This is a genomic window from Saccharothrix luteola (assembly GCF_020859565.1).
Classification (GTDB): Bacteria; Actinomycetota; Actinomycetes; order Mycobacteriales; family Pseudonocardiaceae; genus Actinosynnema; species Actinosynnema luteola.
In genome coordinates this window covers 41,073-66,524 of the sequence record NZ_JAJHUO010000022.1, presented here as the reverse complement: position 1 = coordinate 66,524, position 25,452 = coordinate 41,073, and the positions used below count along the sequence as shown (strand labels likewise).

The window sequence follows — 25,452 nt, the reverse complement described above, 5'->3', positions numbered from 1 at the left end:
GACCGGCGACTGGTCCGGGGTGTCCGTCGTGTCGCGATCGTAGGCGCGGTGTCGCGGTGTTGTCCCGGCCTTTCGGCTCAGCCGAGGGTGACCGGTTTGCCCACCAGGGTCGTCGCCACCACCCGGTCGACGCCGGGTAGGCCGGACAGCCTCATCGCCACCCGACGGGCCCGCAGCCGCCACGGCGACGCGGGCAGGAACCAGCGGGCGCCCGACCGTGCCACCTGCTGCTTCGCCGCCACGACCGGCCGCCACGCGCGTTCGTACGCGGCGAGGTCGTGCAGGTGCTCGGCCAGTACGTACGCCCCGCCGATCCCGAGCGACGCGCCCTGCCCGGCCAGCAACGACACCGCGCCGCACGCGTCACCCACCAGCACCACGCGCCCGGACGACCACTTCGGCAGCTCCACCTGGGCGACCTGGTCGTAGTAGACGTCCTCCGGGCACCGGTCCAACGCCCGCGGCACGACCCACCCCAGCGACCCGTACACCCGGACGACCTCGGCGCGCGGGTCGGCGGGCAGGTCGGGTGCAGGCGTGCGGTGCACGGTGAACGCCGCCACCCGTCCGTCGCGCAACCCGTAGAACCCGACCTGGCGGCTCGTGGTGTCGGTGACGCAGAACCGCCCGGCGACCAGTTCGTGCACCGACGGGTCGTCGAACGTGAACGCCGCCGTGTGGAACCCCAGGTACCGCACGTGCCCGTCGCCGAACACGAGCCGCCGCACCGCCGAGTGCACGCCGTCCGCGCCGACCAGCAGGTCACCGGACGCCGTGGACCCGTCGGCCAGCCGCACGTGCACCCCGGTCGGGCCGTCCTCGACGCCGACGACGCGGGCGCCGAACCGCAGCGTCACGCCGGCGGGCAGGTCTTCGCGGAACGCGCGCTCGACGTCCGGTCGCATGATGCTCACCAGCCGTCCGTTCACCGCCCGTGCCATGCGGTCGAACCGCAGCCCCGCCACCCGCCGTCCCCGCGCGTCGACGTACGCGGCCTCCTGCACCCGGTAGCCGAGGTCGAGCAGGCGCGGCAGCACGCCCATCCGCTCGGCCGCGTCGTAGCCCGGCCCGAAGAAGTCGATCATGTACCCGGACGTGCGGGGCCCGGCGGCCTGCTCCAGCACGACGACCTCGTGCCCGAGCGTCCCCAACCGGTGCGCGAGCGCCAGTCCGGCGATCCCGGCCCCGCTGATCAGGACCTTCATCGCAGCACCCTCCCCAGCACGGGCACGACGACGTCCGCCGACAGGTCGGGTGACAGGGCGCGGTGCAGCAGCACGCCGTCCACGGCCGCCGCCAGCACCGCGGCGGTGGCCTCCGGTGTCGGCACGTCGCGCGATTCCAGCCACGCGGCGAGCGTGCGGCGGAAGTCCACCAGCACCTCGCCGACGGCGTGGCGGAGTTCGTCGTTGCGGGTCGCGGCGAGGAACGTCTCGGTGAACAGTTCCTGCCCGCCGTGTCCGTCCAACGCGCCCAGCAGCAGCGCCAAGGCGTCCGACGGTGTCGAAGCGCGTTCCAGCACCGACGCGAGACCGTCCACGGCGGACCGCAGGGCGCCGACGGCGGCCTGCACCAGCACGGCCTGCGTGGAGTCGAAGTGGTAGTGCACGACGCCGGATCCGACGCCGGCGCGTTCGGCGAGCACCCGGGTGCTCACCGCACCCCAGCCCTTCTCGGCGATGAGTTCCGCGGCCGCGCGCAGCAGCCGTTCCCGAACCGTCATTGGACGATCGTACTGGACGATCGTACTGGACGATCGTCCAAATCTAGAGTCGGACGTCGCCGCTCACGCCCGCGAACGCCAGCAGCCGGGCGCCTTCGGCCTGCACGTCGGCCTTCTGCGCACGGGTCAGCGGCCGGAACACCTCGATGTCGAGCCCGTCGGCGGCCTGCTTCCAGGTGCCGTGCACGAAGCCGTCCACCAGCAGGGTCGGCTTGCCGCCGATGACGATCCCGCGCCGGTAGTCCTCGTCGGAGATGACGCGGGTGCGGTCGTCGTGGCCGAGCAGCACGTTGTCGAACTCGGGCAGGAACCGCGCCGGCGCGGGCGTGTCGGGGTCGGGCAGGGGCGCGTCCGGCACGTCGTAGAGCGTCCGGCCGCGTTCGTCGGTGAAGACCCGCAGGTCCATCGCCTCGACCACGGGCTTGAGGCGGCTCATGCCGGCCCAGGTCTGCACGTCCTTGACCGAGGCCGGGCCGAACGCGGCGAGGTAGCGGCGCACGAACTCCTCGATCGGCGCGGCCGGCCCGGCGGGGCCGAGCCACCGGGCGGCGGTCGTCCACTTCGCCGCCCCGGACCTGCCCCAGACCGCGCGTGGCGTCGCCTGCACGGTCGGCACCAGGAAGCTGCCCGCGTAACCGAGCGCGTTGGCGTCGCGGTCGGGCCACCGCGGGGCGAGCAGGTCGCCGATCTCGCGCCGGGTGCGCGGCTCTTCGAGCAGCGGGGTGACGGCCTCGGCGAACTCCTCGACGTCGAGCCCGTCCATAACGAACCCGAACGGCGAGGACGCGAACCGTCGGTGCAGGAACGGCCGCAGCAGCGGTTCGAACCGGCCGTGGTCGGCGGCGGTGACCAGGTGGATCGTGCCACGCTGTAGCGACGCCCGGACGACCCGCCGGTCCAGCAGCAACGACCCCAGCTCGTCGGCCTGGAACGACCGGATCCGCGACCACAGGCCGTAGTAGGGCGAGAACGGCTCCTGCGCCTGCATGCCGACCAGGTGCTCCACCACGTCGCACGCGGTCCGGTCCACCCGGTCCAGCAGCAGCTGCCGCTGCAGGGTCGCCCGGTTCAACGCCCGGGTCGTCAGCTTCTCGATCACGACACCAGGCTAGGCGCTATCGCGGACGATTACGGTCCTCGATAGCTGCGGTCGTAGAGGCGCATCTCCGCGTCGTCCGGACAGCCCGTCGGGCGGCGGCTCGAGGTGCACCAGTTCCACCGACGCGCCCAGCTGTCGACGCCCAACGCGGCCGTCCACTCGTCGGGTGAGAGCCGGACGCCGTGCCGTTCCGCGGCCAGTCGCCGCGCGTGGGTGGTCTTGCCGCTGCCGGGAAGCCCGCAGACGATGACGAGGCAGCCGGGCCGGCCGGTCATGGGGACCCGTTGACCTCACGGCGCAGCGCGATGGCGTCCGCCCGGATCCGGTCGGGTGCCTCGCGGTCGATCAGGGCGCGGCGCATCAGGGCGGCGATGCCGGGCTGGTGTTCGGGGGTGAAGCCGCGGCGGGTGATCTCCTGGGTGCCGATGCGCAGGCCGCGCAGCCCTTCGTCGATGCGCTGCCACGGCAGGCTGATGCCGCTGAGGTAGACGCCGGCCTCGCCGAGCAGCACGGCCGCCGCGTCGCCGCCGCCGAGGGTGAGGGCGTCGATCGCGAGGTGGTGGGAGCGGGTGTGGACGCCGTCGTGGCGGGCCACGTCGAAGCCGTTGTCGGCCAGTGCCGCGCCGAGCGCCTGGGCGTTGGCGATGCACGCGCGCGCGTAGTCGGGGCCGTGTTCGGCCAGTTCGGCGGCGGTGACGGCGAGGGCGCCGAGGCGTCCGGCGTCGTAGTTGGCGAGCATGCCGGGGTAGGCGACGTTCGAGACGCGTTCGGCGAGCTCGGGGTCGCGGGTGACGACGCAGCCGCCGGACGGTCCGCCGAACGACTTGTAGGTGGAGAACGTCATCAGGTGCGCGCCCTCGTGCAGTGGCCGCTGGAACTCCTTGCCCGCGACGAGCCCGGCCATGTGGGAGGCGTCGTAGACGAGGATCGCGCCGACCTCGTCGGCCGCCGCCCGGACCGCGGCGACGTCGTGCGGGAACAGCATCAGGCTCGCGCCGATCACCACGATCCGCGGCCGGTGCACCCGGAGGAACCCGGGCAGCGTCCCGTAGTCGAGGTCGAGTTCGTCGGGCAGGTAGGGCAGGTCGACGACGGTGAGGCCGCGGATCGCCGGCACGCCCTGCGCGTGGTGGCTGGCGTGGCCGCCGGCGAACTCGGGCAGCACGGCGATCTTGTCGCCGGCGCGGGCGAACGCAGTGTAGACGGCGAGGTTGGCCAGGGTGGCGCTCTGCAGCCGGACCTCGGCGAACCGGCCTTCCATGAGGGACGCGACGAGCATCGGCGCGAGGACTTCGAGGGTGTCCAGGTGGTCGAGGCCGACCTGGTACTTCTCGCCGGGCCAGCCCATGCTCGGCCTGCTGGACACGGTGGCCCGCACGGCCGCCGCGGCGGTGGGGCTGAGCACGTTGGTGCCCGCGTAGAGCACGATCCCGTCGTCGTCGACCTGGGTGGCGTGCGCTTCGAGGGCCTTGCGGACGGTGGCCGCGACGCCGGCGGCGGTCAGGTCGGCGGAGACGGCGGCCTCGACCTCGGCGAGCCTGCGTTGCGCCTGCGGGGAGGCCCAGGGTGCGATCCTGCTGTTCGTCACGGTCGATCACGCTAGGGCGTGGGCGTCGGGTGGGGCGACCGTCCGGGGACTGGAGTTGTTCCTACAGTTGTCGGAATGCAGGAGCTGCTGGACGAGCTGTCCCGGGTGCTGGGACGCGGGGTGTCGGTGGACGACGTGGCGGGCCGGGTGGTCGCGCACAGCGCCCAGACCGACGACGTGGACCAGGCGCGGGTGCGGGCGATCCTGGCCCGGCGGGTGCCGGCGGACGTCGCGGCGTGGCAGGAGCAGCACGGCCTGGCGACCGCGACCGGGCCGGTGCGGGTGCCGGGGAACGCGGCGTTGGGGTTCGGGCAGCGGGTGGGTTTCCCGTTGCGGCACAACGGGGTGCTGGTCGGCTACCTGTGGGTGCTCGGCGACGTGCCGGAGCTGGACCTGGGTGAGCGGTTGGCGGCGTTGGCGGCGCAGGTGCCGGTCGGTGATCGGACGCCGGTGCGGGTGGTGGTGGCGTTGGAGCCGCGGGTGGTGCGCACGGTGCCGGCCGCCGAGGCGCTGCCGGACCTGCCGGGGCACGTCGGGGTGAGCGACCCGCACCCGCCCGACCGGACCGCCGCGGCCTACCAGCAGGCGTTGGCGGCGGCGGAGCTGGCGCGGCTGGACCCCGCGTTGCCGGATCGGGTGCGGTGGTCCGAACTCGGCGCGTACCGGCTGCTGCTGGGCGCGTCGCCGGACGAGGTGGTGGCGGGGTTGTCGGACGTGCTGCTGCGGACGTTGGAGGTGTACCTGGACTGCGGTTGCGAGGTGCGTGCCGCGGCGGAACGCCTGCACCTGCACCGCACCAGCCTGTACTACCGGCTGGGTCGGATCGCCGAGCTGACCGGCCGCGACCTGGCCGACGGCGGCGCCCGGCTGGAGCTGCACCTGGCGCTCAAGCTCGTCCGGTTGGCGCGGCGTCAGTAGGGTCGGTCTCGTGCTCCTGTGGATCAACGGCCCGTTCGGCGGCGGCAAGACCCAGACCGCGCACGAGATCCGGCGGCGGCTGCCGGGCAGCTTCCTCAGCGATCCCGAGCACGTCGGGTTCGCCCTGCACCGGATGACGCCGCGGGCGCTGCGCGGCGACTTCCAGGACCTGGTGTCGTGGCGGCGGGGCGTGGTCGAGGTGCTGGACCGGGTGGCGACCGGGCACGACGGGGTGATCGTGGTGCCGATGACGGTGGTGGAGCCCGCGTACTTCCGGGAGATCGTCGGCGGGCTGCGCGACCGGGGGCACGACGTGCGGCACTTCGCGTTGCTGGCCGAGCGGGAGACGGTGGTGCGGCGGCTGTGGGAACGCGGGTTCGGGCACGCGGCGCGGGTGGTGCTCGGCAAGGACGCGCCGCTGCGGCGGGAGAGCTTCGCGATGCGGGTGCTGGACCGCTGCCTGGAACGGCTCCGCGAGCCGGAGTTCGCCGAGCACGTGTGGACCGATCACCTCACGGTGGCGCAGGTGGCGGACCGCGTCGCGGCGTCGGCCGGGCTCACGTTGGCGCCGAACACCGACGGCAGGCTGCGCGGCCGGGTGCGGCGGACGTGGACTTCGGTGAAGCACATCCGCTTCGACTAGGGGTGTGCGGAACGTCGCGGTCGGTGGCCGCGCCGCTCGCTCAGTCGAGGACAGCGTCACTCGTTCGTGTCATTTTCCCTCGTCACCGACACGCCTCCCGTCACGGCGACGACGTCATCTACATCCGCGATGACACGAGAGGGGAGCACCGTGATGAACGAGCCGCAACGAGGATCGCCCGAGTACCCGGAACGCTGGGAGGACCTGGTCCGCCGACCGCGCCGGCAGGCGACCGCCCGGCCACCGGATGAGTTCCGCGAACTGTTCGAGGGTTCGCCGCGGCACACCCGCGAGGTCCGCCGCGTCGACCGGGCGCAGGAGTCGTGGGCCCGGCTCGGCACGGACCCGGTGGAGTCCTACCGCCCGGACTGGGTCGAGGCGGCGGGCAAGCCGCGACGGGCCAAGGTGCCGCCGCCTCCGCGGGTGCGCCACCGGGGCGGGGCCGAGCTGGAGCCGCTCGTCATCTGGCACCCCGACGACCGCAAGACCTACAACGACCACGCCTTCCCGTGGGGCTGCGTCTGCCTCATCACGACCGCGTTCGGTTCCCGGGGTTCGGGCGTGATCATCGGTCCCCGTCACGTCCTCACCGCCAGCCACGTCGTCGAGTGGTCCACCGACCAGGCCGAGACCATCGAGGTCCACCGCCACGGGAACGGCTTCCGCGCCCGCACCCACGCGACGTTCGCGATGGCGTTCACCCAGATCGGTGACGTGGGGGCGACCACGCTCGACGAGGACTACGCGGTGCTGGTGACCGAGCAGCGCATCGGCGACGCGTTCGGCTTCCTGGGCACGAGGGAGTACGACAGCGGCTGGGACGACGATCACCTGTGGAACACGATGGGCTACGCGGGCGACTTCCCGCAGGGCTCCGGTCAGGGGCTGATCCCCACGTTCCAGCAGCGGGTGGCGCTGGACGAGGACGAGTTCGACCTCGGCTCCGGACGGGCGATGACCACCACCGCCGATGCCATGCCGCGGCAGTCGGGCTCGCCGATGTTCGGCACGTGGGGAGACCAGACGCAGGTCGTCGCCGTCATCTCCGCGACGGGCCAGGTCTTCCTGTCCGGCACCGAGAACTGGTGCTCGGGCGGCTCCGACCTGAACCGGCTCGTCCGCAAGGCGCGCACCGACTTCCCGTGACCGCCGAGGGGCGCGACACGATAGGGTGATCAACTTCTCTGACCGATGTCAAGGAGTGACGTGCCCGACCTCGGCTTGTTGCTGTACTTACCGCACCGCGAGCTCGAGAACCGGGTGTTCGCCGCCCTGGCGGAGGCTGGGTTCGACGACGTGACGCCCGCGCAGGCGCGGGTGTTCCACCGGATCGCCCCGGACGGGTCGCGGCTGACGGAGCTCGCGGAGGCTGCCCGGATCACCAAGCAGACCGCCGGTTTCCTGGTCGACCAGCTCGAACGCGCCGGTTACGTGGAGCGCGGCCCGGATCCGACCGACGCGCGGGCCAGGCTGATCCGGGTGGCCGAACGCGGGCGCGCCGCGATCCCGGTCTGCCTGGCCGCGATCGCCGAGGTGCAGCGGGAGTGGACCGCGCACCTGGGCCGGCCGCGGATGGTGGCGCTGCTCGACGCGCTGGCCAGGTTGCGGGAGATCACCGACCCGGACCTGTAGCGGCCGGGCAGCCCGGTGGGCGCGCCTGCTCGCCGTGGCCCAGTTCGACACGGGCAGGGGTTCCTCGCAGGCGCCTGGCGCGGTGATGTGCAGGCGTTCCCTGGCGTAGACGACGACGGCGGTCTGCCCGTGCAGGTCGGCGGCGTAGGCGCGGGCGAGGTCGACGCCCCGGACCTCGGCGTAGTTGCCCGCCGACCAGAACAGCGAGAGCGACACGACGGCGAAGACCAGCACCCTGGTCCACGTGGGGTGCGCGTCGGGGCGGCGCAGGCGGCTCGCGTACAGCGACAGCAGGATCCCGCCGCCGACCGCGAGCGGGAACGCGTAGAAGCTGGTGACCGGGAACAGCAGCCCGAGCGCCACGGTGAGGGCGGGCAGGATCAGCCAGGCCAGCGACAGCAGTGCCGACAGCGCCCGTGCGCGGTTGCCCGGTCGGTCGCCCGCCGCGCGGACGCGGGGTTCCAGCCACCGGCAGAGCAGGGCGATCCCCACGACGACCGCCAGCAGCAGGAACACCGGTCCGACGCTGCGCAGCACGTAGTCGGTGGTGGTCATGCCCAGCACGGAGCTGTCGATGCCCAGTTCCCGGGCTTGCACGTCGCTGCGTCGCCAGCCGAAGTACACCAGCAGGCCGGTGAGGACGGTGACGTTGGCCAGCGCCTCGCCGACGCGTTGCACCGCGTCCGGCTGGTCGGAGCCCTTGCCGGGCGCGTCCCGGTCGGCCGGCGAAGTCATGACGTGGTCGTGAGGGTGGTGGTGCCCGTCCGTGTGATCGCGGTGGTGGTGGTGTTGGTGCGAGGGTCGTCGCGGTCGGTGTCGGTCGGCCACGTCGGCGGCCTGCCCTCGGCGCACGCGAAGGTCTCGGACGCCTGCTGCTCCAGGACGCTGCGCACGGCCCGGTAGGTCGCGCAGTCGACCTCGCCGCTGCCGTCGGCGCCGGTGTTCGTCGCCCAGCCGTACCGGGAGGCGCGGTCGTACATCCCGCGGCCGGCCGATCCCTCGCCGCGGCACAGGTGGACCCCGGCTTGGTAGAGCAGCACGTTGCGCGGGCTCGTCATCGAGCTCCACTGCCCGTCCAGGGTGGACTGGGCCTCCGCGCAGGCTGGGACTTCAGCGGCCGGTACAACACCCCGCTCTGGCACGAGGTGACGCCCACGACGACCGCCACCGCCACCGCTCCTCTGGTGATTCGCGCCCACACGTTCCGGCCTCCTCCACCATCACTCCGCGAGCTGGGAGGCTGACGGGAAGGGTGGGGATACGCGGGCCTGTGCACCCGATCGTGTGAAGGGGTGTTACGAGGACAGGAACCGGTCGAGGACGCGGGCGCCGAAGCGGAGCCCGTCCACGGGCACGCGCTCGTCCACGCCGTGCGGCATGGCGCGGTAGTCGTAGCCGGCCGGCAGCGACAGCGGGGCGAAGCCGTAGCAGTCGATGCCCAGCCGGCTGAACGCCTTGGCGTCCGTGCCGCCGCCCATGCAGTAGGGCACGACCACGGCCTCGGGGTCCTCCGCGCGCAGCGCCGCGGCCATCGCGTCGAACCACGGGGAGTCGATCGGCGCCTGCACGGGCGGTTCGTCGGCGATGAACTCGCGCCGCACGTCCGGGCCGAGGGCGACGTCGATCGAGGCCAGCAGCTCGTCGACGGCGCCGGGCAGGGTGCGCACGTCCAGTTCGGCGGTGGCGCTGCCGGGGATGACGTTCACCTTGTACCCGGCTCGCAGCACGGTGGGCGTGACGCTGTTGCGGACGGTGTTCTCGACCAGTTTCGCGGCGGTGCCGAACCGGGCGATGGTGGCGTCGACGTCGGACAGGTCCACCGGCACGTCGAGCGCGGCGCCGACCCGTTCGACGAACGCCCGCACGGTGGGTGTGAGCCGCACGGGGTGCCGGATGGCGGCGACGCGGGCGAGCGCGGCGAGGAGCGTGGCCACGGCGTTGTCGTCGTTGCGGCGTGAGCCGTGCCCGGCGCGCCCGGTGGCGGTGAGCCGCAGGTGGGAGGTGCCGCGCTCGGCCGTCCCGATGGGGTAGACGCGCCGGTGCCCGACGGGGTGGGCGTAGCCGCCGGACTCTCCGATCGCCGTGGCGCAGCCGGCGAAGAAGTCGGCGTGGTGGTCGACCAGCCAGTGCGCGCCGAACTCGCCGCGGTCCTCCTCGTCGGCGACGAACGCGAGCACGATGTCGCGACGCGGCCGTCGCCCTTCGCGGGACCAGGCGCCCAGCACGGCCAGCACCATGGCGATCATGTCCTTCATGTCGACCGCGCCGCGGCCCCACAGGTAGCCGTCGCGCTGGATCCCGGCGAACGGCGGCACGCTCCACTCGGCCGGGTCGGCGGGCACCACGTCCAGGTGCGCCTGCACGAGCAGCGCGGGCAGGTCGGGTTCGGCGCCGGGGACGCGGGCCAGCACGTTGGCGCGGCGTGGCGCGGGTTCGAGCACGGTGGCCCGCACGCCGACGGCGTCCAGGTGGGCGGCGACGAACTCGGCGGCCTCCCGTTCGCCGGCGGACTCGCCGCCGCCGCGGTTGGTGGTGTCGAAGCGCAGCAGCGCGGCGCACAGGTCGACGACGTCCTCAGCCATAGATTCCCTCCACCGCCCCCGCGGCGATCGCGGTGACGACCTTGAACGCCTGCATCGCCAGGGTCATGGACGCCGCGTCGAACCCGACCCGGCGTGCTCCGACCTGCTCCACCGTAGGGATCACCGCCGCGGCGGCGGCCAGGTGGGTGGCGTCGAACTCCACTTCGACCCGGTGCGGCGCGACCGCGCCCGGCCCCCGCCCGGCGCGGCCCATGGCCGTGCGGGCGGCCGCGGTGATCAGCTCGGAGGTCACCTGCGGGGGTGAGCAGACGGCGGCGTAGCGGCTGACGCACTCCTTGACGGCGACGAGTTCGGCGTCGGGCGCGTAGTCACGGGCGTCGTCGCACGCCTTGTCGTCACCGGTCACGAGCAGCACGGGGACGCCGTGCTCGGCGGCCAGCGCGGCGTTGAGCCTGCCCTCGCTCGCGGGCACGCCGTCCAGCCACACGCCGGTGATGGAGTTCTCCAGGTAGGTGTGCGCGAGGACGCCCTCCTGGCCCGCGCCCGCGTGGTAGCCGAGGAACACCACGCCGTCCACGCCGGAGTCGACGCCCTGCATCATCGACAGCGGCTTGTGCCGCCCGGTGAGCAGCCGCGCCCGGGTGTCGAGGTCCTCCAGCAGCAGGTTGCGCTGAGAGGAGTGGGCCTCGTTGACGAGCACGTCGGTCGCGCCGCCCGCGTGCACGCCCGCGACGCAGGCGTTGACGTCGCCGGTGAACAGCCGGCGGAACCGCTGCCACTGCTCGGTCTGCGGGACGACGTCGGCGGTCCAGGTGACCCCCGTCGCCCCTTCCATGTCGGCCGAGATCAAGATCCGCATGCCGTTCACCGTACCGAGCCGATGTCGGTTCTTGACGCATGCCACGACGGAGTGGTTACTTCTTGACTTCCACTCACGGGCGGGAGGCGGTCACTGTGGGTATCCGACGGTTCGGTGCGATCACGGCGGCGATGACGATGGTGGCGGTGCTGGCGCCGACACCGGCGCAGGCGCAACAGGCGGTGACGTTGAGGGTGGCGATCACCCAGCAGGTGGATTCGCTCAACCCGTTCCTGTCGGTCTTCCAGGCGGGCACCGAGGTCGGCAGGCTGATGTACGACTACCTGACCGCCTACGACGTGAAGGACCAGCGCCCGGTGGAGGGCCTGGCCGACCGGTGGGAGTCCTCGGAGGACCGGCTGACGTGGACGTTCCACGTGCCCGAGGGCAAGAAGTGGTCCGACGGGCAGCCGATCACCGCGCGGGACGCGGCGTTCACCTACGACCTGATGATGCGCGACGAGACCGCCGCCACGGCCAACGGCAGCTTCACCGCCGACTTCGAGTCCGTCACCGCGACCGACGACCGCACGCTGGTGATCAAGACCAGGCAGCCGCAGGCGACGATGCTGGCGCTGGACGTGCCGATCGTGCCCGAGCACGTGTGGTCGAAGGTCACCGACATCGGCGAGTACCGCAACGACCAGACCCCGGTGGTGGGCAGCGGGCCGTTCATCCTGACCGAGTACCGGGCCAACGAGTTCATCAAGTTCAAGGCGAACAAGGACTACTGGCGCGGCGCGCCCAAGTACGACGAGCTGACGTTCACCTACTACAAGACCTCGGACGCCGCGGTTCAGGCGTTGGGCAAGGGCGAGGTCGACCTGGTCAACCGGATGGGTCCGGCGCAGTTCGACTCGCTCAAGGACAAGGACGGGATCACGCGCAACCAGGCGCAGGGCCGTCGCTTCAACGAGATCGTGATCAACTCGGGTGCGGCGACGCGCACCGGCGAGCCGATCGGCGACGGCCACCCGGCGCTGAAGGACGTCGTGGTGCGCCGGGCGATCGCCAAGTCGCTGGATCTGGACGGGATCATCGCCAAGGTCAACGGCGGTTACGCGCAGCGCGGCACGGGCCCGATCCCGCCGGTGTTCGGCGACTACCACTTCACGCCGCAACAGGCGCACCCCTACGACCCGGCGGCGGCCAACGCCGACCTGGACCGGGCGGGCTACGCGCGTGGCGCGGACGGCATCCGCGTCTCGCCGGAGGGCAGGCGGCTGGAGCTGCGGCTGCTGGGGCACGCGAGCCGCGCCTACGACGAGCAGACCGGCGAGTTCGTCAAGCGGTCGCTGGCCGACCTGGGCATCGTGGTCGACGTGCAGATCGTCTCGGACAACCAGCTCAACGAGTCCAGCACGGCCGGGACGTTCGACCTGGTGTTCTCCGGGTGGGGCACCAACCCGGACCCGGACTTCATCCTGTCGCTGCACACGTGCGGCCAGCGGCCCAACGCCGACGGCAAGGGCGGCACCACCGACACGTTCTTCTGCGACCCGGAGTACGACGCCCTCTACGCCCGGCAGCGCGCCGAGTTCGACCCGGCGAAGCGGCGCGAGCTGGTGCTGAAGATGCAGCAGCGGTTCTACGACCAGGTGCCGGCCGTGGTCCTGGGCTACGACAACGCGCTGGAGGCCTACCGCAGCGACAAGTTCGCCTCGTTCCCCGTGCAGCCCGACCCGGGCGGCGTGATCATGGCCCAGAACGGCGTGTGGGGCTACTACGGCGCGACACCGGTCGCGTCGGCGGGCGCGGACACGGGCTCGAACACCGGTCTGGTGCTCGGCGTGGTCGGCGGCGCGCTGATCGTGCTGGTCGGCGGCGCGTGGCTGATCGGCCGGCGGCGCGGGCTGCGCGCGGAGGACCGCGAGTGATCCGGCACCTGGCGGGCAAGGTCGGCGGCGCGCTGGTCAGCCTGCTGTTCGTGGTGGCGCTGGGGTTCCTGCTGTTCCGGGTGATCCCCGGCGACCCGGTGGTCGCGATGACCCGCGGCCGGCCGGTGACCGGGACCAGCTCGCCGAGCTGCGCGCGCGGCTGGGCGTGGACAAGCCGTTGGACGAGCAGTTCGTCGACTACCTGACCGCGGCGCTGCGCGGTGACTTCGGCACGTCCTACGTCTACAGCAGGCCGGTGCTGGAGCTGATCGGCGAACGGCTGTGGCCGACCGTGCTGCTGACCGGCACGTCGACGGTGCTGGCCGTGGTGATCGGGCTGTGGCTGGGGATCCGGGGCGCGTGGCGGCGCGGGTCGCGGTCGGACCGGATCTCCACCGGGCTGGCGCTGGCGCAGTGGGCGATGCCGACGTTCTGGCTGGGCATGCTGCTGTCGCTGGCGACCGGCGACCTGTTCCCCAGCGGCGGCATGCGCTACCCGGACACGCCGCCGGACTTCCTGTCGCAGGCGGTGGACGTGGCGCACCACATGGTGCTGCCGTGCCTGACCATGATCGCCGTGGTCTACGCGCAGTACCTGCTGGTGATGCGGTCGTCGTTGCTGGAGGAGATGCACGCCGACTACCTGACCACGGCGCGGGCGAAGGGGTTGCGCGACGACCTGGTGCGCCGGCGGCACGCGGTGCCCAACGCGCTGCTGCCCACCGTGACGCTGGTGTTCCTGCACCTGGGGCTGGTGGTGTCGGGCGCGATCACGGTGGAGACGGTGTTCTCCTGGCCCGGGCTGGGCCTGTTGACCTACGAGGCGCTGACCGGGCCGGACCTGCCGCTGCTGCAGGGCACGTTCGTGGTGCTGGCGGGAGCGGTGATCACCATGAACGTGTTCGCGGACCTGCTGTACCGGGTCCTGGACCCGCGGGTGCGTGCGTCGTGACGGCGATCGCGTGGCAGCGGCGGCGGGCCGCGGCGCGGGCGACGTGGCGGGAGTTCGCCTCCCAGCGCGGCGGCCTGGTCGGGCTGATCGGGTTGGCGGTGATCGCGGTGCTGGCGGTGCTGGCGCCGGTGGTGACCGACGCGTCGGGGTTGGACGTGACGCGGGTGACCGCGCGGCCGTGGGAGCCGCCGTCGGCTTCGCACTGGCTCGGCACGGACCACAACGGGCGGTCGGTGCTGCTGCTGACGTGGTGGGGCACCCGGATCTCGCTGGTCGTGGGCCTCGCGGCCACGGTGTTGTCGGTGCTGATCGGTACCGTGGTCGGGATCGCGGCGGCGCACTTCGGCGGGTGGGTGTCGGCGGTGCTGATGCGGTTCACCGACTTCTTCCTGGTGCTGCCGTCGCTGGTGCTGGCGATCGCGCTGTCGACCGTGCTGCCGCGCGGGCTGGGCACGATCGTGCTGGCGATCGGGGTGACGTCGTGGCCGGCGACGGCGCGGCTGGTGCGGGCGCAGACGCTGGCGGTGGAGGCGCGTCCGTTCATCGAGCGGTCGCGCGCGTTGGGCGGCGGGCACGGGCACGTGATCGGGCGGCACGTGCTGCCCGCCGTGCTGCCGCTGGTGTTCGTGAACACGACGTTGACGGTGGCGAGCGCGATCGTGGCGGAGTCGACCCTGTCGTTCCTGGGGTTGGGCGACCCGACGCGGGTGTCGTGGGGGTCGCTGCTGCACGCGGCGAACATGCACGGCGCCGTGTCGCAGCGGGCGTGGTGGTTCCTGGTGCCGCCGGGGCTGGGCGTGGTGTGCGTGGTGCTGGCGTTCACGCTGTGCGGGCGGGCCCTGGAGACGGTGCTCAACCCGCGGCTGAAGGGGGAGCGGTGAGCAGCCTGCTGGAGTTGCGCGACCTGAGCGTGCACTACCGGACCGCGCGTGGCGAGGCGACCGCGGTGCGGTCGGTGTCGCTGGCGTTGGAGGCGGGGCGGACGCTGGGGTTGGCGGGGGAGTCGGGGTGCGGGAAGTCGACCGTGGCGATGTCGGTGCTGCGGTTGCTGCCGCGCAACGCCCGCGTCGAGGGCCAGGTGCTGCTCGACGGCGAGGACGTGCAGGGCATGTCGTGGGGCCGGCTGCGGGCGGTGCGGTGGGCGGCGGCGTCGGTGGTGTTCCAGGGCGCGATGCACGCGTTGAACCCGGTGCACCGGGTCGGCGAGCAGATCGCCGAGCCGATGCGGCTGCACGGCGTGACCGGGTCGGTGTCGGCGCTGCTGGACCAGGTGGAGCTGCCGGCGCGGGCGGCGCGGGCCTATCCGCACGAGCTGTCGGGTGGGCAGAAGCAGCGGGTGATGATCGCGATGGCGTTGGCGTGCGAGCCGCGCCTGGTGATCGCGGACGAGCCGACCACGGCGCTGGACGTGGTGGTGCAGGCGCAGGTGCTCGACGTGCTCAAGCGGCTGGTGGCCGAGCGCGGGATCGGGCTGGTGATGATCAGCCACGACCTGTCCGTGCTGGCCTCCACGTGCGACCGGCTGGCCGTGATGCGGCACGGGCAGGTGGTGGAGGAAGGGCCGGCGCGGGAGGTGATCGCGTCGCCGACCCACCCGCACACGCAGGCGTTGGCGGCGGCGTTCCCGACCGTGGGCGATCCGGCGTCGCGGCACGTGACGCCGTCCGAGGTCGCGCCGGGCGGGCCGGTGCTGCTGCGGGCGGAGGGCGTGCGGGTGTCGTTCGGCGCGACGGAGGCCGTCGCCGGGGTGGACCTGGAGGTGCGGGCCGGGGAGATCGTCGCGCTGGTCGGCCAGTCCGGCTCGGGCAAGACCACGTTGGCCCGCACGGTGCTGGGACTGCAGAAGCCGACCGCGGGCCGGGTGCTGTTCGAGGACGTCGAACTCCCCCGGTCGGCGGCGGGCCTGCGCGCGTACCGGCGGCAGGTGCAACTGGTGCTGCAGGACCCGACGAGCGCGCTCAACCCGCGGCACTCGGTGTACGAGGCGGTCGCGGAGGGTCTGCGGATCCACCGGGTGCCCGGCGACGAGTCCGCGCGGGTCGCCGAGGCGTTGTCGCAGGCAGAGCTGCGTCCGCCGGAGCTGTTCTTCCCGTCGTTGCCGCACGAGCTGTCCGGCGGCCAGCGCCAACGCGTGGTGATCGCGGGCGCGTTGGCACTGGGTCCGCGGCTGCTGGTCGCCGACGAGCCGGTCGCGTCGCTGGACGCCTCCGTGCGAGGGGAGATCCTGGCGCTGCTGCTGCGGCTGCGCCGTGAGCTGGGCCTGGCGGCGCTGGTGATCACCCACGACCTCGGTCTGGCGTGGACGATCGCCGACCGGGTCGCGGTGATGTACCAGGGGGAGCTGGTGGAGCAGGGCACGGTGGAGCAGGTGCTGCTGTCACCGCGGCACGACTACACGCGCACCCTGCTCGCGGCCGTGCCTCACGACCAGCGCAACACCCGGCCGAACTGGACCAGCTCGCCGTAGTGCTCCGGGCGGCGCGCCCCGAGCGCCAGGTCGAGCACCGGCTTCGCCGCCTCGGCCGGACTGGCCGCGCCGCTCATGTCGGAGAACCACGGGCGGGAGGCGTCGGTGTCGACCAGGCCGGGGCAGACGGCGGCGATCAGCGTGCCGGTGGCGGCGTCGGCGTCACGGCGTTCGGCGGCGACCGCGCGCACGGCGGCGACCTGGCCGACCTTGGAGGGGATGTTGATCCAGTCCGGCCAGCCCTGGTCGGTCGCGGTGCCGTCGAGCACGGCGTCGCGCCAGGCGAGCATCGTGGCGTCGACGTCGTCCAGCGATCGTGCGGCGAAGCGCTCGTGCAGGTGGTGGGGCAGTTGGCGCACGGTGCCGAAGGAGCTGGCCACGACCAGCAGCGCGCCGCCGGGGCGCAGCAGTGGGGTGAACGCGCGCAGCACGTGGGTGGTGCCGAGGTTGTTGGTGGCGACGAAGGGGCCGACCTGGTCGCTCCACGGCGCGCCCGGGGTGAGCCGTGCGGCGGCGTTGGAGAGCACCACGTCCACCCCGCCGTGCCGTTCGCGCAGGTCGTCGGCGAAGGAGGCGACGGAGTGCGCGTCGCTGACGTCGAGCACGTGGGTGCGGATGGCGTCGTGGTCGATGCGGGCCGCGGCGTCGGCGACCCGACCGGCGTCGCGGCCGGTGAGGTAGACGACGTCGGACGGTGCGGCGCGGTGCGCGAGGCCTTCGGCGAGGGCGAAACCCAGGCCCTGGTTGGCGCCGGTGACGACGGAGATGCGGGTCATGTCGGCCATGATCGCGCAGGTCCAGGAACCGATCGGTTCCTCCGGCGACGCCCTGACCAGCGGTTTCTCGCCGGGCGCGTCCACGAACGGGTGATCCTGCCGGCGGCTTTCAAAGAATACGGCGTTATCATTGAACTCGAACGTCGGTTGAAACAACGAGGCCGGCAACCAACCCGTGGCCCCTGAACCCCACCGGAGGCCCCCGGACAGTCACCCCGCGAACATCCCCTGAGGACCGCCACCCCGAGATCCCGACCCCGGATCTCGGCTCCCGACCTCGCTCCGGGATCTCGCCCGAGGATCTCCGCGCCAGGACCTACCCCCGCGCCAGGACCTACCCTCAGCACCTCCGCCCCGGGACGGTTGCACCAGAGCGGTTGCCCGCGGATCGCCGCCCGGGACGTCGGGCGGTCGGGCCGTCCGCCGCCCTACCCGCCGACCCCGGCCGACCGTGCCCCCGCCGATCCTGCCGCCCGCCGTCCAGCACGTGGCCGCGGATCGCGTCGTGCCCATCGATCCGCTTCGCGCGCCGCCCGCCCGCGGCCGACCTAACCGGCAGCGCTCGAGCGCGCCCACGTGCCATGTCGTCACGTGCTGCCGCGTCGCCCGCGGCCTATCCCACCGCGTGCCGCCGGATGTCGAGCGGTTCGTCCCGAGGCTCGACCTGACGTCCCGCGTGGAGCACGTCGGTGTCCACGTCGGCGTCCCGCCGGGCGTCGAGCAGCTCGCCGGTGTGCTCCTCGGCCCACGCGGCGAGCGCGCGGACGGGCGTGAGCAGCGACCGGCCGAGGTCGGTCAACTCGTGCCACCCGTCCACGCTCGTCAGCAGGCCGTTGCCCCGCAGCCGGGCCAGGGTCTGGGTGAGCATCTTGTTGCTGATGCCGCCGATCCGGTCCAGCAGCTCCCCGTACCGCAGCGGCCCGTCGCCGAGGGCGACGACGACCACCACCGACCAGGTGTGCCCGACGACCTCCAGGGTCGTGCGGGCGGGGCAGTCGGCGAGGAACACGTCGAAGTCGCTCACCAGTCACAAATACCGCTTGAGCTCCCGCTTCGCCAACGACATCCGGTGCACCTCGTCGGGGCCGTCGGCCAGGCGCAGGGTCCGCGCCGCCGCCCACAGCTCGGCCAGCGGGAAGTCCTGGCTCACGCCGCCCGCGCCGTGCGCCTGGATCGCCTTGTCCAGCACCCACTCGGCCATGAGCGGCGTGCCGATCTTGATGGCCTGGATCTCGGTGTGCGCGCCCTTGTTGCCGACGGTGTCCATCAGCCACGCCGTCTTGAGCACCAGCAGCCTGGCCTGCTCGATCCGCACCCGCGACTCGGCGATCCACTCCTGCACGACACCCTGGCGCGCGATCGGCTGCCCGAACGCGACGCGCGAGATCGCGCGGCGGCACATCAGCTCCAGCGCGCGTTCGGCGATGCCGATCAGCCGCATGCAGTGGTGGATGCGGCCGGGGCCGAGGCGGGCCTGGGCGATCGCGAAGCCCTCGCCCTCGCCGGCGATCAGGTTGTCGGCGGGCACGCGGACGTTGTCGAAGACGATCTCGGCGTGCCCGCCGTGGGAGGCGTCCGTGTAGCCGAACACGTGCATGCCGCGCTTGACGTGCACGCCCGGCGTGTCGCGCGGCACCAGGATCATCGCCTGCTGGCGGTGCCGTTCGGCGTCGGGGTCGGTCTTGCCCATCACGATGAAGATCGCGCAGTCGGGGTTCATCGCGCCCGACGACCACCACTTGCGGCCGTTGACGACGTACTCGTCGCCGTCGCGGGTGATGCTGGTGGCGATGTTGGTGGCGTCGGAGGACGCCACGTCCGGCTCGGTCATGCAGAACGCCGACCGGATCTCGCCGTCCAGCAGGGGCCGCAGCCACTGCTTCTTCTGCTGCTCGGTGCCGAACATCGCCAGCACCTCCATGTTCCCGGTGTCCGGCGCGGCGCAGTTGAGCGCCTCGGGCGCCAGGTGCGGGCTGCGGCCGGTGATCTCGGCCAGCGGCGCGTACTGCAGGTTCGTCAGGCCACCGCCGTGCTCGGGGTCGGGCAGGAACAGGTTCCACAGACCCTGCCGGCGCGCCTCGGCCTTCAGCTCCTGCAGCACCGCCGGGCGCGCCCACGGGTCCTCGGCGTCGGCCAGCTGCTGTTCGGCGACCGACTCGGCCGGGTAGACGAACTCGTCCATGAACCGCAGCAGCCGGTCGCGCAGGTCCTCGGTCTTGGCGTCGTAGGCGAAGTCCATCAGTGCTCCCCTGAGCTCGCGGCGAGTCCCTGTCGCACCAGCGGCAGGGTGAGTTGGCCGATCTGGTCGAACCCCGCTCCCACGGTCTGGCCGCGGGTGAAGCGGAAGTGGATGCCTTCGAGGATCACGGCGAGCTTGAAGTAGGCGAACGCCGTGTACCAGGCCAGGCCGCCGGTGTCGGCGCCGCTGCGCTCGGCGTAGCGGCGCACCAGCTCGTCGGTGCCCGCGAACCCGGGCAGTGTCGGCACGGTGCCGGTGATCGGATCGTCGTCGCGCGCGCCGATGCCGTTCCAGTACACGCACAGCAGGCCGACGTCGGCGAGCGGATCGCCCAGCGTGGCCATCTCCCAGTCCAGCACCGCGCTGATGTCCAGCGGGTCCTCGGTGACCAGGACGTTGTCCAGCCGGTAGTCGCCGTGCACGATCGTGGCACGGGCGGAGTCGGGGACGCTGTCGGCGAGCCGGTCGCGCAGCTCGTCGATACCGGGCAGCTCACGGCTGCGGGAGGCGTCGAGCTGCTTGCCCCAGCGGGCGACCTGGCGCTTGAGGAAGCCGTCCGGTCGGCCGAAGTCGGTCAGGCCGACCTCCTCCGGGTCGACGGCGTGCAGGTCGGCGAGCACGTCGACCAGCCGTTCGGACAGGGCGCGTGCCTTGTCCGGGGTGAGCCACGGGCACTGGTCGCGGTGCCGCAGCGCCACGCCCGGCACCTCTTCCATCAGGTAGAACGGCGCGCCGATGACGTCGGTGTCCTCGCACAGCAGCTCGACCCGCGGCACCGGCACGGCGGTGTCCGCCAGGGCCTTGATCACGCGGTGCTCGCGGGACATGTCGTGCGCGGTGGCCAGCACGTGGCCCAGCGGCGGTCGGCGCAGCACCCAGCGGTGTTCGCCGTCGGTGACGCGGTAGGTCAGGTTGGACCGTCCGCCGGGGATCAGTTCGCCGGTCAACGGGCCGGCGCCGAGGTGCGCGGCGAGCCGGTCGAGGTCCAGGCCGGGTAGTTCGGTCATGCGGCGACTCCCCTGAGCTGGGCGATCACCGCGCGGGTCGTGTCGGCGTCGGTGTGCCGGTGGGCGTGCAGGCCGACAGCCTGCGCCGCTTCGACGTTGACCGGCGCGTCGTCGAAGAACACGCACCGGTGGGCGGGCAGGCCGATCTGGTCGAGGGTGTGCTGGAAGATGCGCGGGTCGGGCTTGCGCAGTCCGATCCGTCCGCTGATCACGATCGTGTCGAACAGCTCGAGCAGCAGCTCTTCGGGGTAGCCCTCGCCCCAGCTGTTGGACAGCAGCGCGGTCCGCAGGCCGTCGGCGCGCAGTTCGCGGACCAGGTCGACCATCCTCGGGTCGGGATGGGCGCTGCCGAACATGCGGCGCAGCAGGCCCTTCGACGCCACCTCGCGTCCGTCGAGGGTGACCAGTTCGGCGGCCAGAAGCGCTTCGAACTCGGCGGTTCCGAGTTCGCCGGTCTCCAGGCGGGCCACCGGGTTGCCGGGGACCGCGTCACGGCCCATCCAGGTCCGCATGGTCCGGCCGTAGTGGTCCCGGTCGATGTTCTCCGAAGTCAGCCAGTCCTCGATGAAGGCGGGCACGGAGACCGTGAGCACGCCGCCCCAGTCCAACACCACCGCGTCGATGCGCCGTTCGTCCACGTCGCGAGGGTACCGACCGGTCGGTATGTCGGCAACCCCGGTCGTTCGCCCCTTCCTCACCAGGGTCGATGAGTCGTGCTTTCTTGTCCGCCTTGGAGGAAGCGATGCCGATTCCGGTCACCGGTGCGACCGGCGCCGTCGGACCGAGGTGGGCGCCGGGGTGCGGCGGGTGACGCATCCCGGGCGCAACGCCCGAGCCGGTCCGACGACGATCCACTGGAGTCGCGGCTGCGGGTGTACCACTGGGCGATCGGGTCGTCCGGGATGGAGTGGACGTACCTGTTCCCGGGCGAGTTCACGGCCAACACGCGGGAGTGGACGGCTGTGGGTTTGTCAGGCCGGGTCGGGCAGGGCGTTGCGCAGCCGGATCCCGCTGAACCCGAGCGTGCTCGCGACCACCCGTCGCCAGAACGGCCACAGGTTGGCCATCAGCCGCAGCTCGATGCCCGCGTCCTCGTGCAACGCCAGCAGGTCGCCGACAGCTTCAGGTGCGCCGAGGGGTTCGACCGGTTCGGTGGCCACGTGGGCGTTGGTCGGTTCGCCGAACGGCCGGAACGCCCGCGCGTCGAACCGGTAGGCGTACAGGCGCGCGGTCTGCATCCGGCGCAACCAGCCGAACTCGATCGCGTGAACCCGTTCGACACCCAGCCACGCCCGGTCCTCGGCGCTGGTGGTGGGTTCGACCCACGTCAGCGCGCGGGGGCACTGGCGCGGGAACCAGTAGTCGGGCGACCGTGCGTAGTCCACGGCCCACACGTACGCCTCGGGTTGCCGGGCGGTGGCGGCGACGTGCGGCTCGAACCGGGTGATCGTGGGGTCTTCGGAGAAGTGCAGGACTTCCCCCTGCGCCGGTCGCATGGTCGGCGATCCTGTCGGATGCCGGCCGGCGCGATCCACCGATTTCCGCTCCTGCCACGCCGGTGACCGACCGCGTCGCGACGGCACCGCGTCGATGGAACCGTGGTCGGCGTAGCGGAGCTGCGGCGGCGCAGTCGTGGTCGGTGGACGATGTGCACCGGGCCTACCTGCCGTAGACCCGGTGCACATCCGGTATCCGACGGCGTCGATGTGTCAGGCGTTGATCTCCTTCGGGGCGTCGTCGGTGTGGCCGATGGCGATCTTGCGCGGCTTCGCCTTCTCCGCGATCGGGATGCGCAGCGTCAGCACGCCGGAGTCGTAGTCGGCCTTGATCCGCTCGACGTCGAGCGAGTCACCGAGGAACAACTGGCGCGAGAACACGCCCAGCGGTCGCTCCGACAGCTGCATCTCGACGTCGTCGGTGCGGTTGGGGCGACGCTCGGCCTTGACGGTGAGCACGTTGCGCTCGACATCGAGATCGATGGCGTCCGGCGTGACACCCGGCAGGTCGAACTCCACGACGAACTGGTCCCCGGCGCGGTAGGCGTCCATCGGCATGGGTGTGGGCCGCGACCAAGTGCCCGGTCCGCTGAAGAACTGCTGCGCCAGCCGGTCCAGCTCCCGGAACGGGTCCGTGCGCATCAACATCGGGAACACCTCCTGGTCTACGTGGTCAATGCGCTGGTGATTGCGCTGCGATTCAGTTCTACCATGTCGTCATGTGGTTGACAAGACCGAATGTCGTCGGTAAGTTGACGTCATGGCGATCGGGGATTACGAGACCGTCCGAGCGGCGGCGACCGGGGAAGACCTCAGTGCGGGGCAGGTGCTGTCCGCACTGGTCCTCCTGCGGCACTTGCGCGACGAGCTGGCCGGATGGGAACCACAGCTGATCGCCGCAGCGCGCGGGTTGGGCACGAGCTGGGCCGAGCTCGCGCCCGCGCTGGGGGTGGCCAGCAGACAGGCGGCGGAGCGCCGGTACCTGCGGCTGCGCCCGTCGAACCTGGGTGCGACGGCCGAGGGCCGGGTGCGTGCCGAACGGGACAGACGGGCGGCCGACCGCGCGGTGTCGCAGTGGGCGCGCGACAACGCCGCGTCGCTGCGCAGCCTGGCCGGTCAGGTCGGCCGGATGGACGTCGTGGTGCGCGAGGCGCTGGCGGCGGACGACGCCGTGGCGCTGCTGGAGCCGTTGATGGCGGCGCTGGGCAGGATGCGGGCCAGCCACCCGGAGCTGGCCGAGGAGATCCAGGCCGTCGGCGACCGAGCGGAGGAGGTGCGACGCGACACCCAAACATTGCGGGACAACCAGATGCTCCGCGACAACCCCTGACCACGACCTGGCCGCCAGGTCGCAACCACCTCACCGCAACTGACCACCACGTGGCAACCACCGGCCATCACCTGATGCCGGCGGACGATCCTGACGTCCGCTGACGACCTGCCGCCACCTGTAGCGCCCGTGCCGCCCGCTCGACGACGTGACGGGTCCGCTCACGCCACGGCAGGCGGCCGACCTCCTGACAGGCCCGTTGCAGTGGCCGCTCGGACGACCCCGTCAGGTGCACCGGGAACCTCGCGGGTCGCACTCGCCGAGCGACCTGGTCGACCGTCGGGGTGAGCGGCCAGGTCAGCTGCAACGGCGGTCGGAGCTGTCGGTCCGGTCGGGGATCAGGTCGTGGGGCGGTGGGGGTGCGGGGCCGTGCTTCGGCAGGCGGGCGCGGTGCGCACGGTGCCGGTGTCGGCCGTGATGACGCCGGAGGAGGGTAGTCCTTCGCGGGGTGGGTCGGGATCAACCGATCGGCTCGGTCGGGGTGGACCTTCTCCCGATGGGATCCGGTCCTTTCGTGGCTCGTGGTCGTCGGTTTCCGCTGTCACGGTGGAAAGGCTTTCCACAATGGCAGGGGGATGGGATGCCGATCTCTGAACGGGCAGTGGCGTTGGTGGCGGCGGCTTCGGCGGTGGCGTTGGTCGGGGCGGGGGTCACGTCGGCCTCGCCGGGGCGGCCGGACCGGTCGGGTGACTGGGCCACGTGGTCGAAGGACGCGGCCGGGTCGCGGTACGCGGCGGCGGAGTGGCGGATCACGCCTCGCACCGTGTCGAAGCTGAAGGTGAAGTGGGCGTTCGCGTTCCCGAAATCGACGGCTCCGGTGCGGAGCCAGCCCGCCGTGGTCGGCGGGGTGGCGTTCTTCGGCGGCCCGGACGGGAAGTTCTACGCGCGGGACGCCGAGACCGGCGCGGAGGTGTGGACGACGGACCTCTCCGGCATCGCTCCGGGGGCGCGTCCGGCGATCCCGTGGGACAGCCCGTCGGTGTCGGGCGGGCGGGTGTACTTCGGCGACATCCGGGGCTTCGTCTACTCGCTGGACCAGGCCACGGGTCGGGTGGTGTGGGCCGAGCAGGTGGACGCGCACCCGGCGGCGACGGTGACCAGTTCACCGATGGTGCACGACGGGAAGGTGTACGTCGGTACGTCGAGCGGTGAGAACGCGGCCACCGGCCCGGACGGGACCGACGATCCGAACTACCCGTGCTGCACGTTCCGCGGCCACATCGACGCCTTGGACGCGCGCACGGGAGAGCTGGTGTGGCGGCACTACACCGTGCCGGAACCGCAGGCGGTCGGGACGTGGCCCAGTGGCGCGACCAGGTACGAGCCGTCGGGCGCCGGGGTGTGGAGCTCGCCGGTGGTCGACCCGCGCAGCGGCACGGTGTACGTCGGCACTGGCCAGAACTACACGGGCAGCGCGGGCGACTTCGACACGTTGCTGGCGCTGGACCACCGCACGGGCGTGGTGAAGTGGCGCAACCAGGTCACGAAGGCCGACACGTGGCGCGGGTTGTGCAACAGCCCCGACCCGGAGGGCTACTGCCCCGGTCTGAAGGACGGATCGGCGTTGGACTACGACATCGGCGCGACTCCGAACCTGTTCACCGTCGGCGGGCGTCACCTGGTCGGGGTGGGGCAGAAGGTGGGCGTGTACCACGTGTTCGACGCGTCGACCGGCGAGGTGGTGTGGCGTCGGCAGCTGGGTGTGCCGCTGCCCGGCGGCGGCATCTCGGGCATCCAGTGGGGCACGAGCTACGACGGGCACCGGCTCTACATCGCGACCTACTTCGCCGACCCGGGCAAGGTGTTCGCGGTGGACCCGGCCACGGGCCGCGTGCTGTGGGAGACGCCCAACCCGGCGGACGGCTGCACGACCGGCGGCGCGGCGGCCCACCCGGAGATCTGCTCGCTGGGCCACGGCCCGGCGGTGACGAGCAGCCCAGGTCTGGTGTGGGAGGGCGGCAACGACGGCAAGCTGCGGGCGTACTCGGCGCGTGACGGCCGGGTGCTGTGGACCTACGACACGATCCGGGACTTCACCGGGGTGAACGGCCTGCCGGGTCGCGGCGGCACGATCTCCGGCGGCGGCGGTGGCGCGGTCGTGGCCGACGGGATGGTGTACGTGCAGGCGGGCTACTCGCCGGAGTACCCGAACCCGGACGGCGGTGACGTGCTGCTCGCGTTCGGCCTGTGACCGTCGGAGCCTGCGACAAACCTGGTGCCGGCCGGGGGGGGGGGGGGGGGGGGGGGGGGGGGCGCGGGCGCCGCGGCCCCCCCCCCCCCCCCCCCGCGCGCCGGCTACGCGG

24 protein-coding genes and 1 pseudogene are annotated in these 25,452 nt (G+C 72.5%); 10 read left to right on the top strand and 15 right to left on the bottom strand.

The window, feature by feature from the left end:
* Positions 1 to 77: 77 nt before the first annotated feature.
* The 5 genes from LNK82_RS29045 to glyA are packed head-to-tail and all read right to left on the bottom strand — an operon-like array spanning position 78 to position 4,410.
* Positions 78 to 1,205 (bottom strand): FAD-dependent monooxygenase, encoded by a 1,128-nt coding sequence (locus LNK82_RS29045; RefSeq protein ID WP_230567903.1) that lies wholly within the window; start codon positions 1,203 to 1,205, stop codon positions 78 to 80.
* Positions 1,202 to 1,723, bottom strand: coding sequence for a TetR/AcrR family transcriptional regulator (locus LNK82_RS29040; RefSeq protein ID WP_230567904.1), 522 nt, complete (start codon positions 1,721 to 1,723; stop codon positions 1,202 to 1,204). The genes LNK82_RS29045 and LNK82_RS29040 overlap by 4 nt, the downstream gene beginning before the upstream one ends.
* A 43-nt stretch (positions 1,724 to 1,766) precedes the next feature.
* A complete protein-coding gene (locus LNK82_RS29035) occupies positions 1,767 to 2,822 on the bottom strand; it encodes a winged helix DNA-binding domain-containing protein (RefSeq protein ID WP_230567905.1) in 1,056 nt (351 codons plus the stop codon).
* 29 nt (positions 2,823 to 2,851) lie between these two features.
* Complete coding sequence (locus LNK82_RS29030; RefSeq protein WP_230567906.1) at positions 2,852 to 3,097, bottom strand: P-loop nucleotide/nucleoside kinase family protein; 246 nt, start codon at positions 3,095 to 3,097, stop codon at positions 2,852 to 2,854.
* A complete protein-coding gene (gene glyA, locus LNK82_RS29025) occupies positions 3,094 to 4,410 on the bottom strand; it encodes a serine hydroxymethyltransferase (protein ID WP_230567907.1) in 1,317 nt (438 codons plus the stop codon). Before glyA ends, LNK82_RS29030 begins: the two co-directional genes overlap by 4 nt.
* A 75-nt stretch (positions 4,411 to 4,485) precedes the next feature.
* Here glyA and LNK82_RS29020 point away from each other — a divergent pair, with 75 nt between their 5' ends.
* From LNK82_RS29020 to LNK82_RS29005, 4 genes are all read left to right on the top strand, one after another.
* Entirely contained in the window at positions 4,486 to 5,328 is an 843-nt protein-coding gene (locus LNK82_RS29020; RefSeq protein WP_230567908.1) for a helix-turn-helix domain-containing protein, read from the top strand.
* Between the two features lie 10 nt (positions 5,329 to 5,338).
* A complete protein-coding gene (locus LNK82_RS29015) occupies positions 5,339 to 5,971 on the top strand; it encodes an AAA family ATPase (RefSeq protein ID WP_230567909.1) in 633 nt (210 codons plus the stop codon).
* Between the two features lie 153 nt (positions 5,972 to 6,124).
* The gene (locus LNK82_RS29010) at positions 6,125 to 7,117 is read left to right on the top strand and encodes a trypsin-like serine peptidase (protein WP_230567910.1); all 993 of its coding nucleotides are present in this window, start codon (positions 6,125 to 6,127) and stop codon (positions 7,115 to 7,117) included.
* A gap of 45 nt (positions 7,118 to 7,162) precedes the next feature.
* Entirely contained in the window at positions 7,163 to 7,603 is a 441-nt protein-coding gene (locus LNK82_RS29005; RefSeq protein WP_230567911.1) for a MarR family winged helix-turn-helix transcriptional regulator, read from the top strand.
* Between the two features lie 731 nt (positions 7,604 to 8,334).
* Here the strand turns inward: LNK82_RS29005 and LNK82_RS29000 are convergent.
* The 3 genes from LNK82_RS29000 to LNK82_RS28990 form a co-directional block, all read right to left on the bottom strand.
* Positions 8,335 to 8,661: a hypothetical protein gene (locus tag LNK82_RS29000; RefSeq protein ID WP_230567912.1), complete on the bottom strand. Its 327-nt coding sequence runs from the start codon at positions 8,659 to 8,661 to the stop codon at positions 8,335 to 8,337.
* Between the two features lie 237 nt (positions 8,662 to 8,898).
* On the bottom strand, positions 8,899 to 10,185 hold the full coding sequence (locus LNK82_RS28995) for a M20/M25/M40 family metallo-hydrolase (RefSeq protein ID WP_230567913.1): 1,287 nt from the start codon (positions 10,183 to 10,185) through the stop codon (positions 8,899 to 8,901).
* The gene (locus LNK82_RS28990) at positions 10,178 to 11,005 is read right to left on the bottom strand and encodes a M55 family metallopeptidase (protein ID WP_230567914.1); all 828 of its coding nucleotides are present in this window, start codon (positions 11,003 to 11,005) and stop codon (positions 10,178 to 10,180) included. Before LNK82_RS28990 ends, LNK82_RS28995 begins: the two co-directional genes overlap by 8 nt.
* 131 nt (positions 11,006 to 11,136) lie before the next feature.
* Here LNK82_RS28990 and LNK82_RS28985 point away from each other — a divergent pair, with 131 nt between their 5' ends.
* The 4 genes and pseudogenes from LNK82_RS28985 (at position 11,137) to nikE (ending at position 16,301) form a co-directional block, all read left to right on the top strand.
* Positions 11,137 to 12,882 (top strand): ABC transporter substrate-binding protein, encoded by a 1,746-nt coding sequence (locus LNK82_RS28985; protein WP_230567915.1) that lies wholly within the window; start codon positions 11,137 to 11,139, stop codon positions 12,880 to 12,882.
* Positions 12,834 to 13,834: pseudogene (locus LNK82_RS28980) on the top strand (ABC transporter permease). The gene LNK82_RS28985 and the pseudogene LNK82_RS28980 overlap by 49 nt, the downstream one beginning before the upstream one ends.
* A complete protein-coding gene (locus LNK82_RS28975) occupies positions 13,831 to 14,715 on the top strand; it encodes an ABC transporter permease (RefSeq protein WP_230567916.1) in 885 nt (294 codons plus the stop codon). The pseudogene LNK82_RS28980 and the gene LNK82_RS28975 overlap by 4 nt, the downstream one beginning before the upstream one ends.
* Positions 14,712 to 16,301, top strand: a complete 1,590-nt coding sequence (nikE, locus tag LNK82_RS28970) for a nickel ABC transporter ATP-binding protein NikE (protein ID WP_230567917.1) — start codon at positions 14,712 to 14,714, stop codon at positions 16,299 to 16,301. The genes LNK82_RS28975 and nikE overlap by 4 nt, the downstream gene beginning before the upstream one ends.
* Here the strand turns inward: nikE and LNK82_RS28965 are convergent.
* The 7 genes from LNK82_RS28965 to LNK82_RS28935 form a co-directional block, all read right to left on the bottom strand.
* Positions 16,256 to 17,077: an SDR family NAD(P)-dependent oxidoreductase gene (locus LNK82_RS28965; protein ID WP_230567918.1), complete on the bottom strand. Its 822-nt coding sequence runs from the start codon at positions 17,075 to 17,077 to the stop codon at positions 16,256 to 16,258. The two genes, nikE and LNK82_RS28965, sit on opposite strands and share 46 nt — an antisense overlap.
* Before the next feature lie 613 nt (positions 17,078 to 17,690).
* On the bottom strand, positions 17,691 to 18,101 hold the full coding sequence (locus LNK82_RS28960) for a winged helix-turn-helix transcriptional regulator (protein WP_230567919.1): 411 nt from the start codon (positions 18,099 to 18,101) through the stop codon (positions 17,691 to 17,693).
* Between the two features lie 3 nt (positions 18,102 to 18,104).
* A complete protein-coding gene (locus LNK82_RS28955) occupies positions 18,105 to 19,316 on the bottom strand; it encodes an acyl-CoA dehydrogenase family protein (RefSeq protein ID WP_230567920.1) in 1,212 nt (403 codons plus the stop codon).
* Complete coding sequence (locus tag LNK82_RS28950) at positions 19,316 to 20,323, bottom strand: phosphotransferase family protein (RefSeq protein ID WP_230567921.1); 1,008 nt, start codon at positions 20,321 to 20,323, stop codon at positions 19,316 to 19,318. Before LNK82_RS28950 ends, LNK82_RS28955 begins: the two co-directional genes overlap by 1 nt.
* Positions 20,320 to 20,961 carry an HAD family hydrolase gene (locus LNK82_RS28945; protein WP_230567922.1) on the bottom strand — a complete coding sequence of 214 codons (642 nt, stop codon included), beginning with the start codon at positions 20,959 to 20,961 and terminating at the stop codon, positions 20,320 to 20,322. Before LNK82_RS28945 ends, LNK82_RS28950 begins: the two co-directional genes overlap by 4 nt.
* 333 nt (positions 20,962 to 21,294) lie before the next feature.
* Positions 21,295 to 21,819 (bottom strand): DUF6886 family protein, encoded by a 525-nt coding sequence (locus LNK82_RS28940; RefSeq protein ID WP_230567923.1) that lies wholly within the window; start codon positions 21,817 to 21,819, stop codon positions 21,295 to 21,297.
* Between the two features lie 213 nt (positions 21,820 to 22,032).
* Positions 22,033 to 22,467, bottom strand: a complete 435-nt coding sequence (locus LNK82_RS28935; RefSeq protein WP_230567924.1) for an Hsp20/alpha crystallin family protein — start codon at positions 22,465 to 22,467, stop codon at positions 22,033 to 22,035.
* A 112-nt stretch (positions 22,468 to 22,579) separates the two neighbouring features.
* Between LNK82_RS28935 and LNK82_RS28930 the strand changes: the two genes are divergently transcribed.
* Positions 22,580 to 23,149: a hypothetical protein gene (locus LNK82_RS28930; RefSeq protein WP_230567925.1), complete on the top strand. Its 570-nt coding sequence runs from the start codon at positions 22,580 to 22,582 to the stop codon at positions 23,147 to 23,149.
* Between the two features lie 580 nt (positions 23,150 to 23,729).
* Complete coding sequence (locus tag LNK82_RS28925; RefSeq protein WP_230567926.1) at positions 23,730 to 25,340, top strand: outer membrane protein assembly factor BamB family protein; 1,611 nt, start codon at positions 23,730 to 23,732, stop codon at positions 25,338 to 25,340.
* Positions 25,341 to 25,452: the final 112 nt, after the last annotated feature.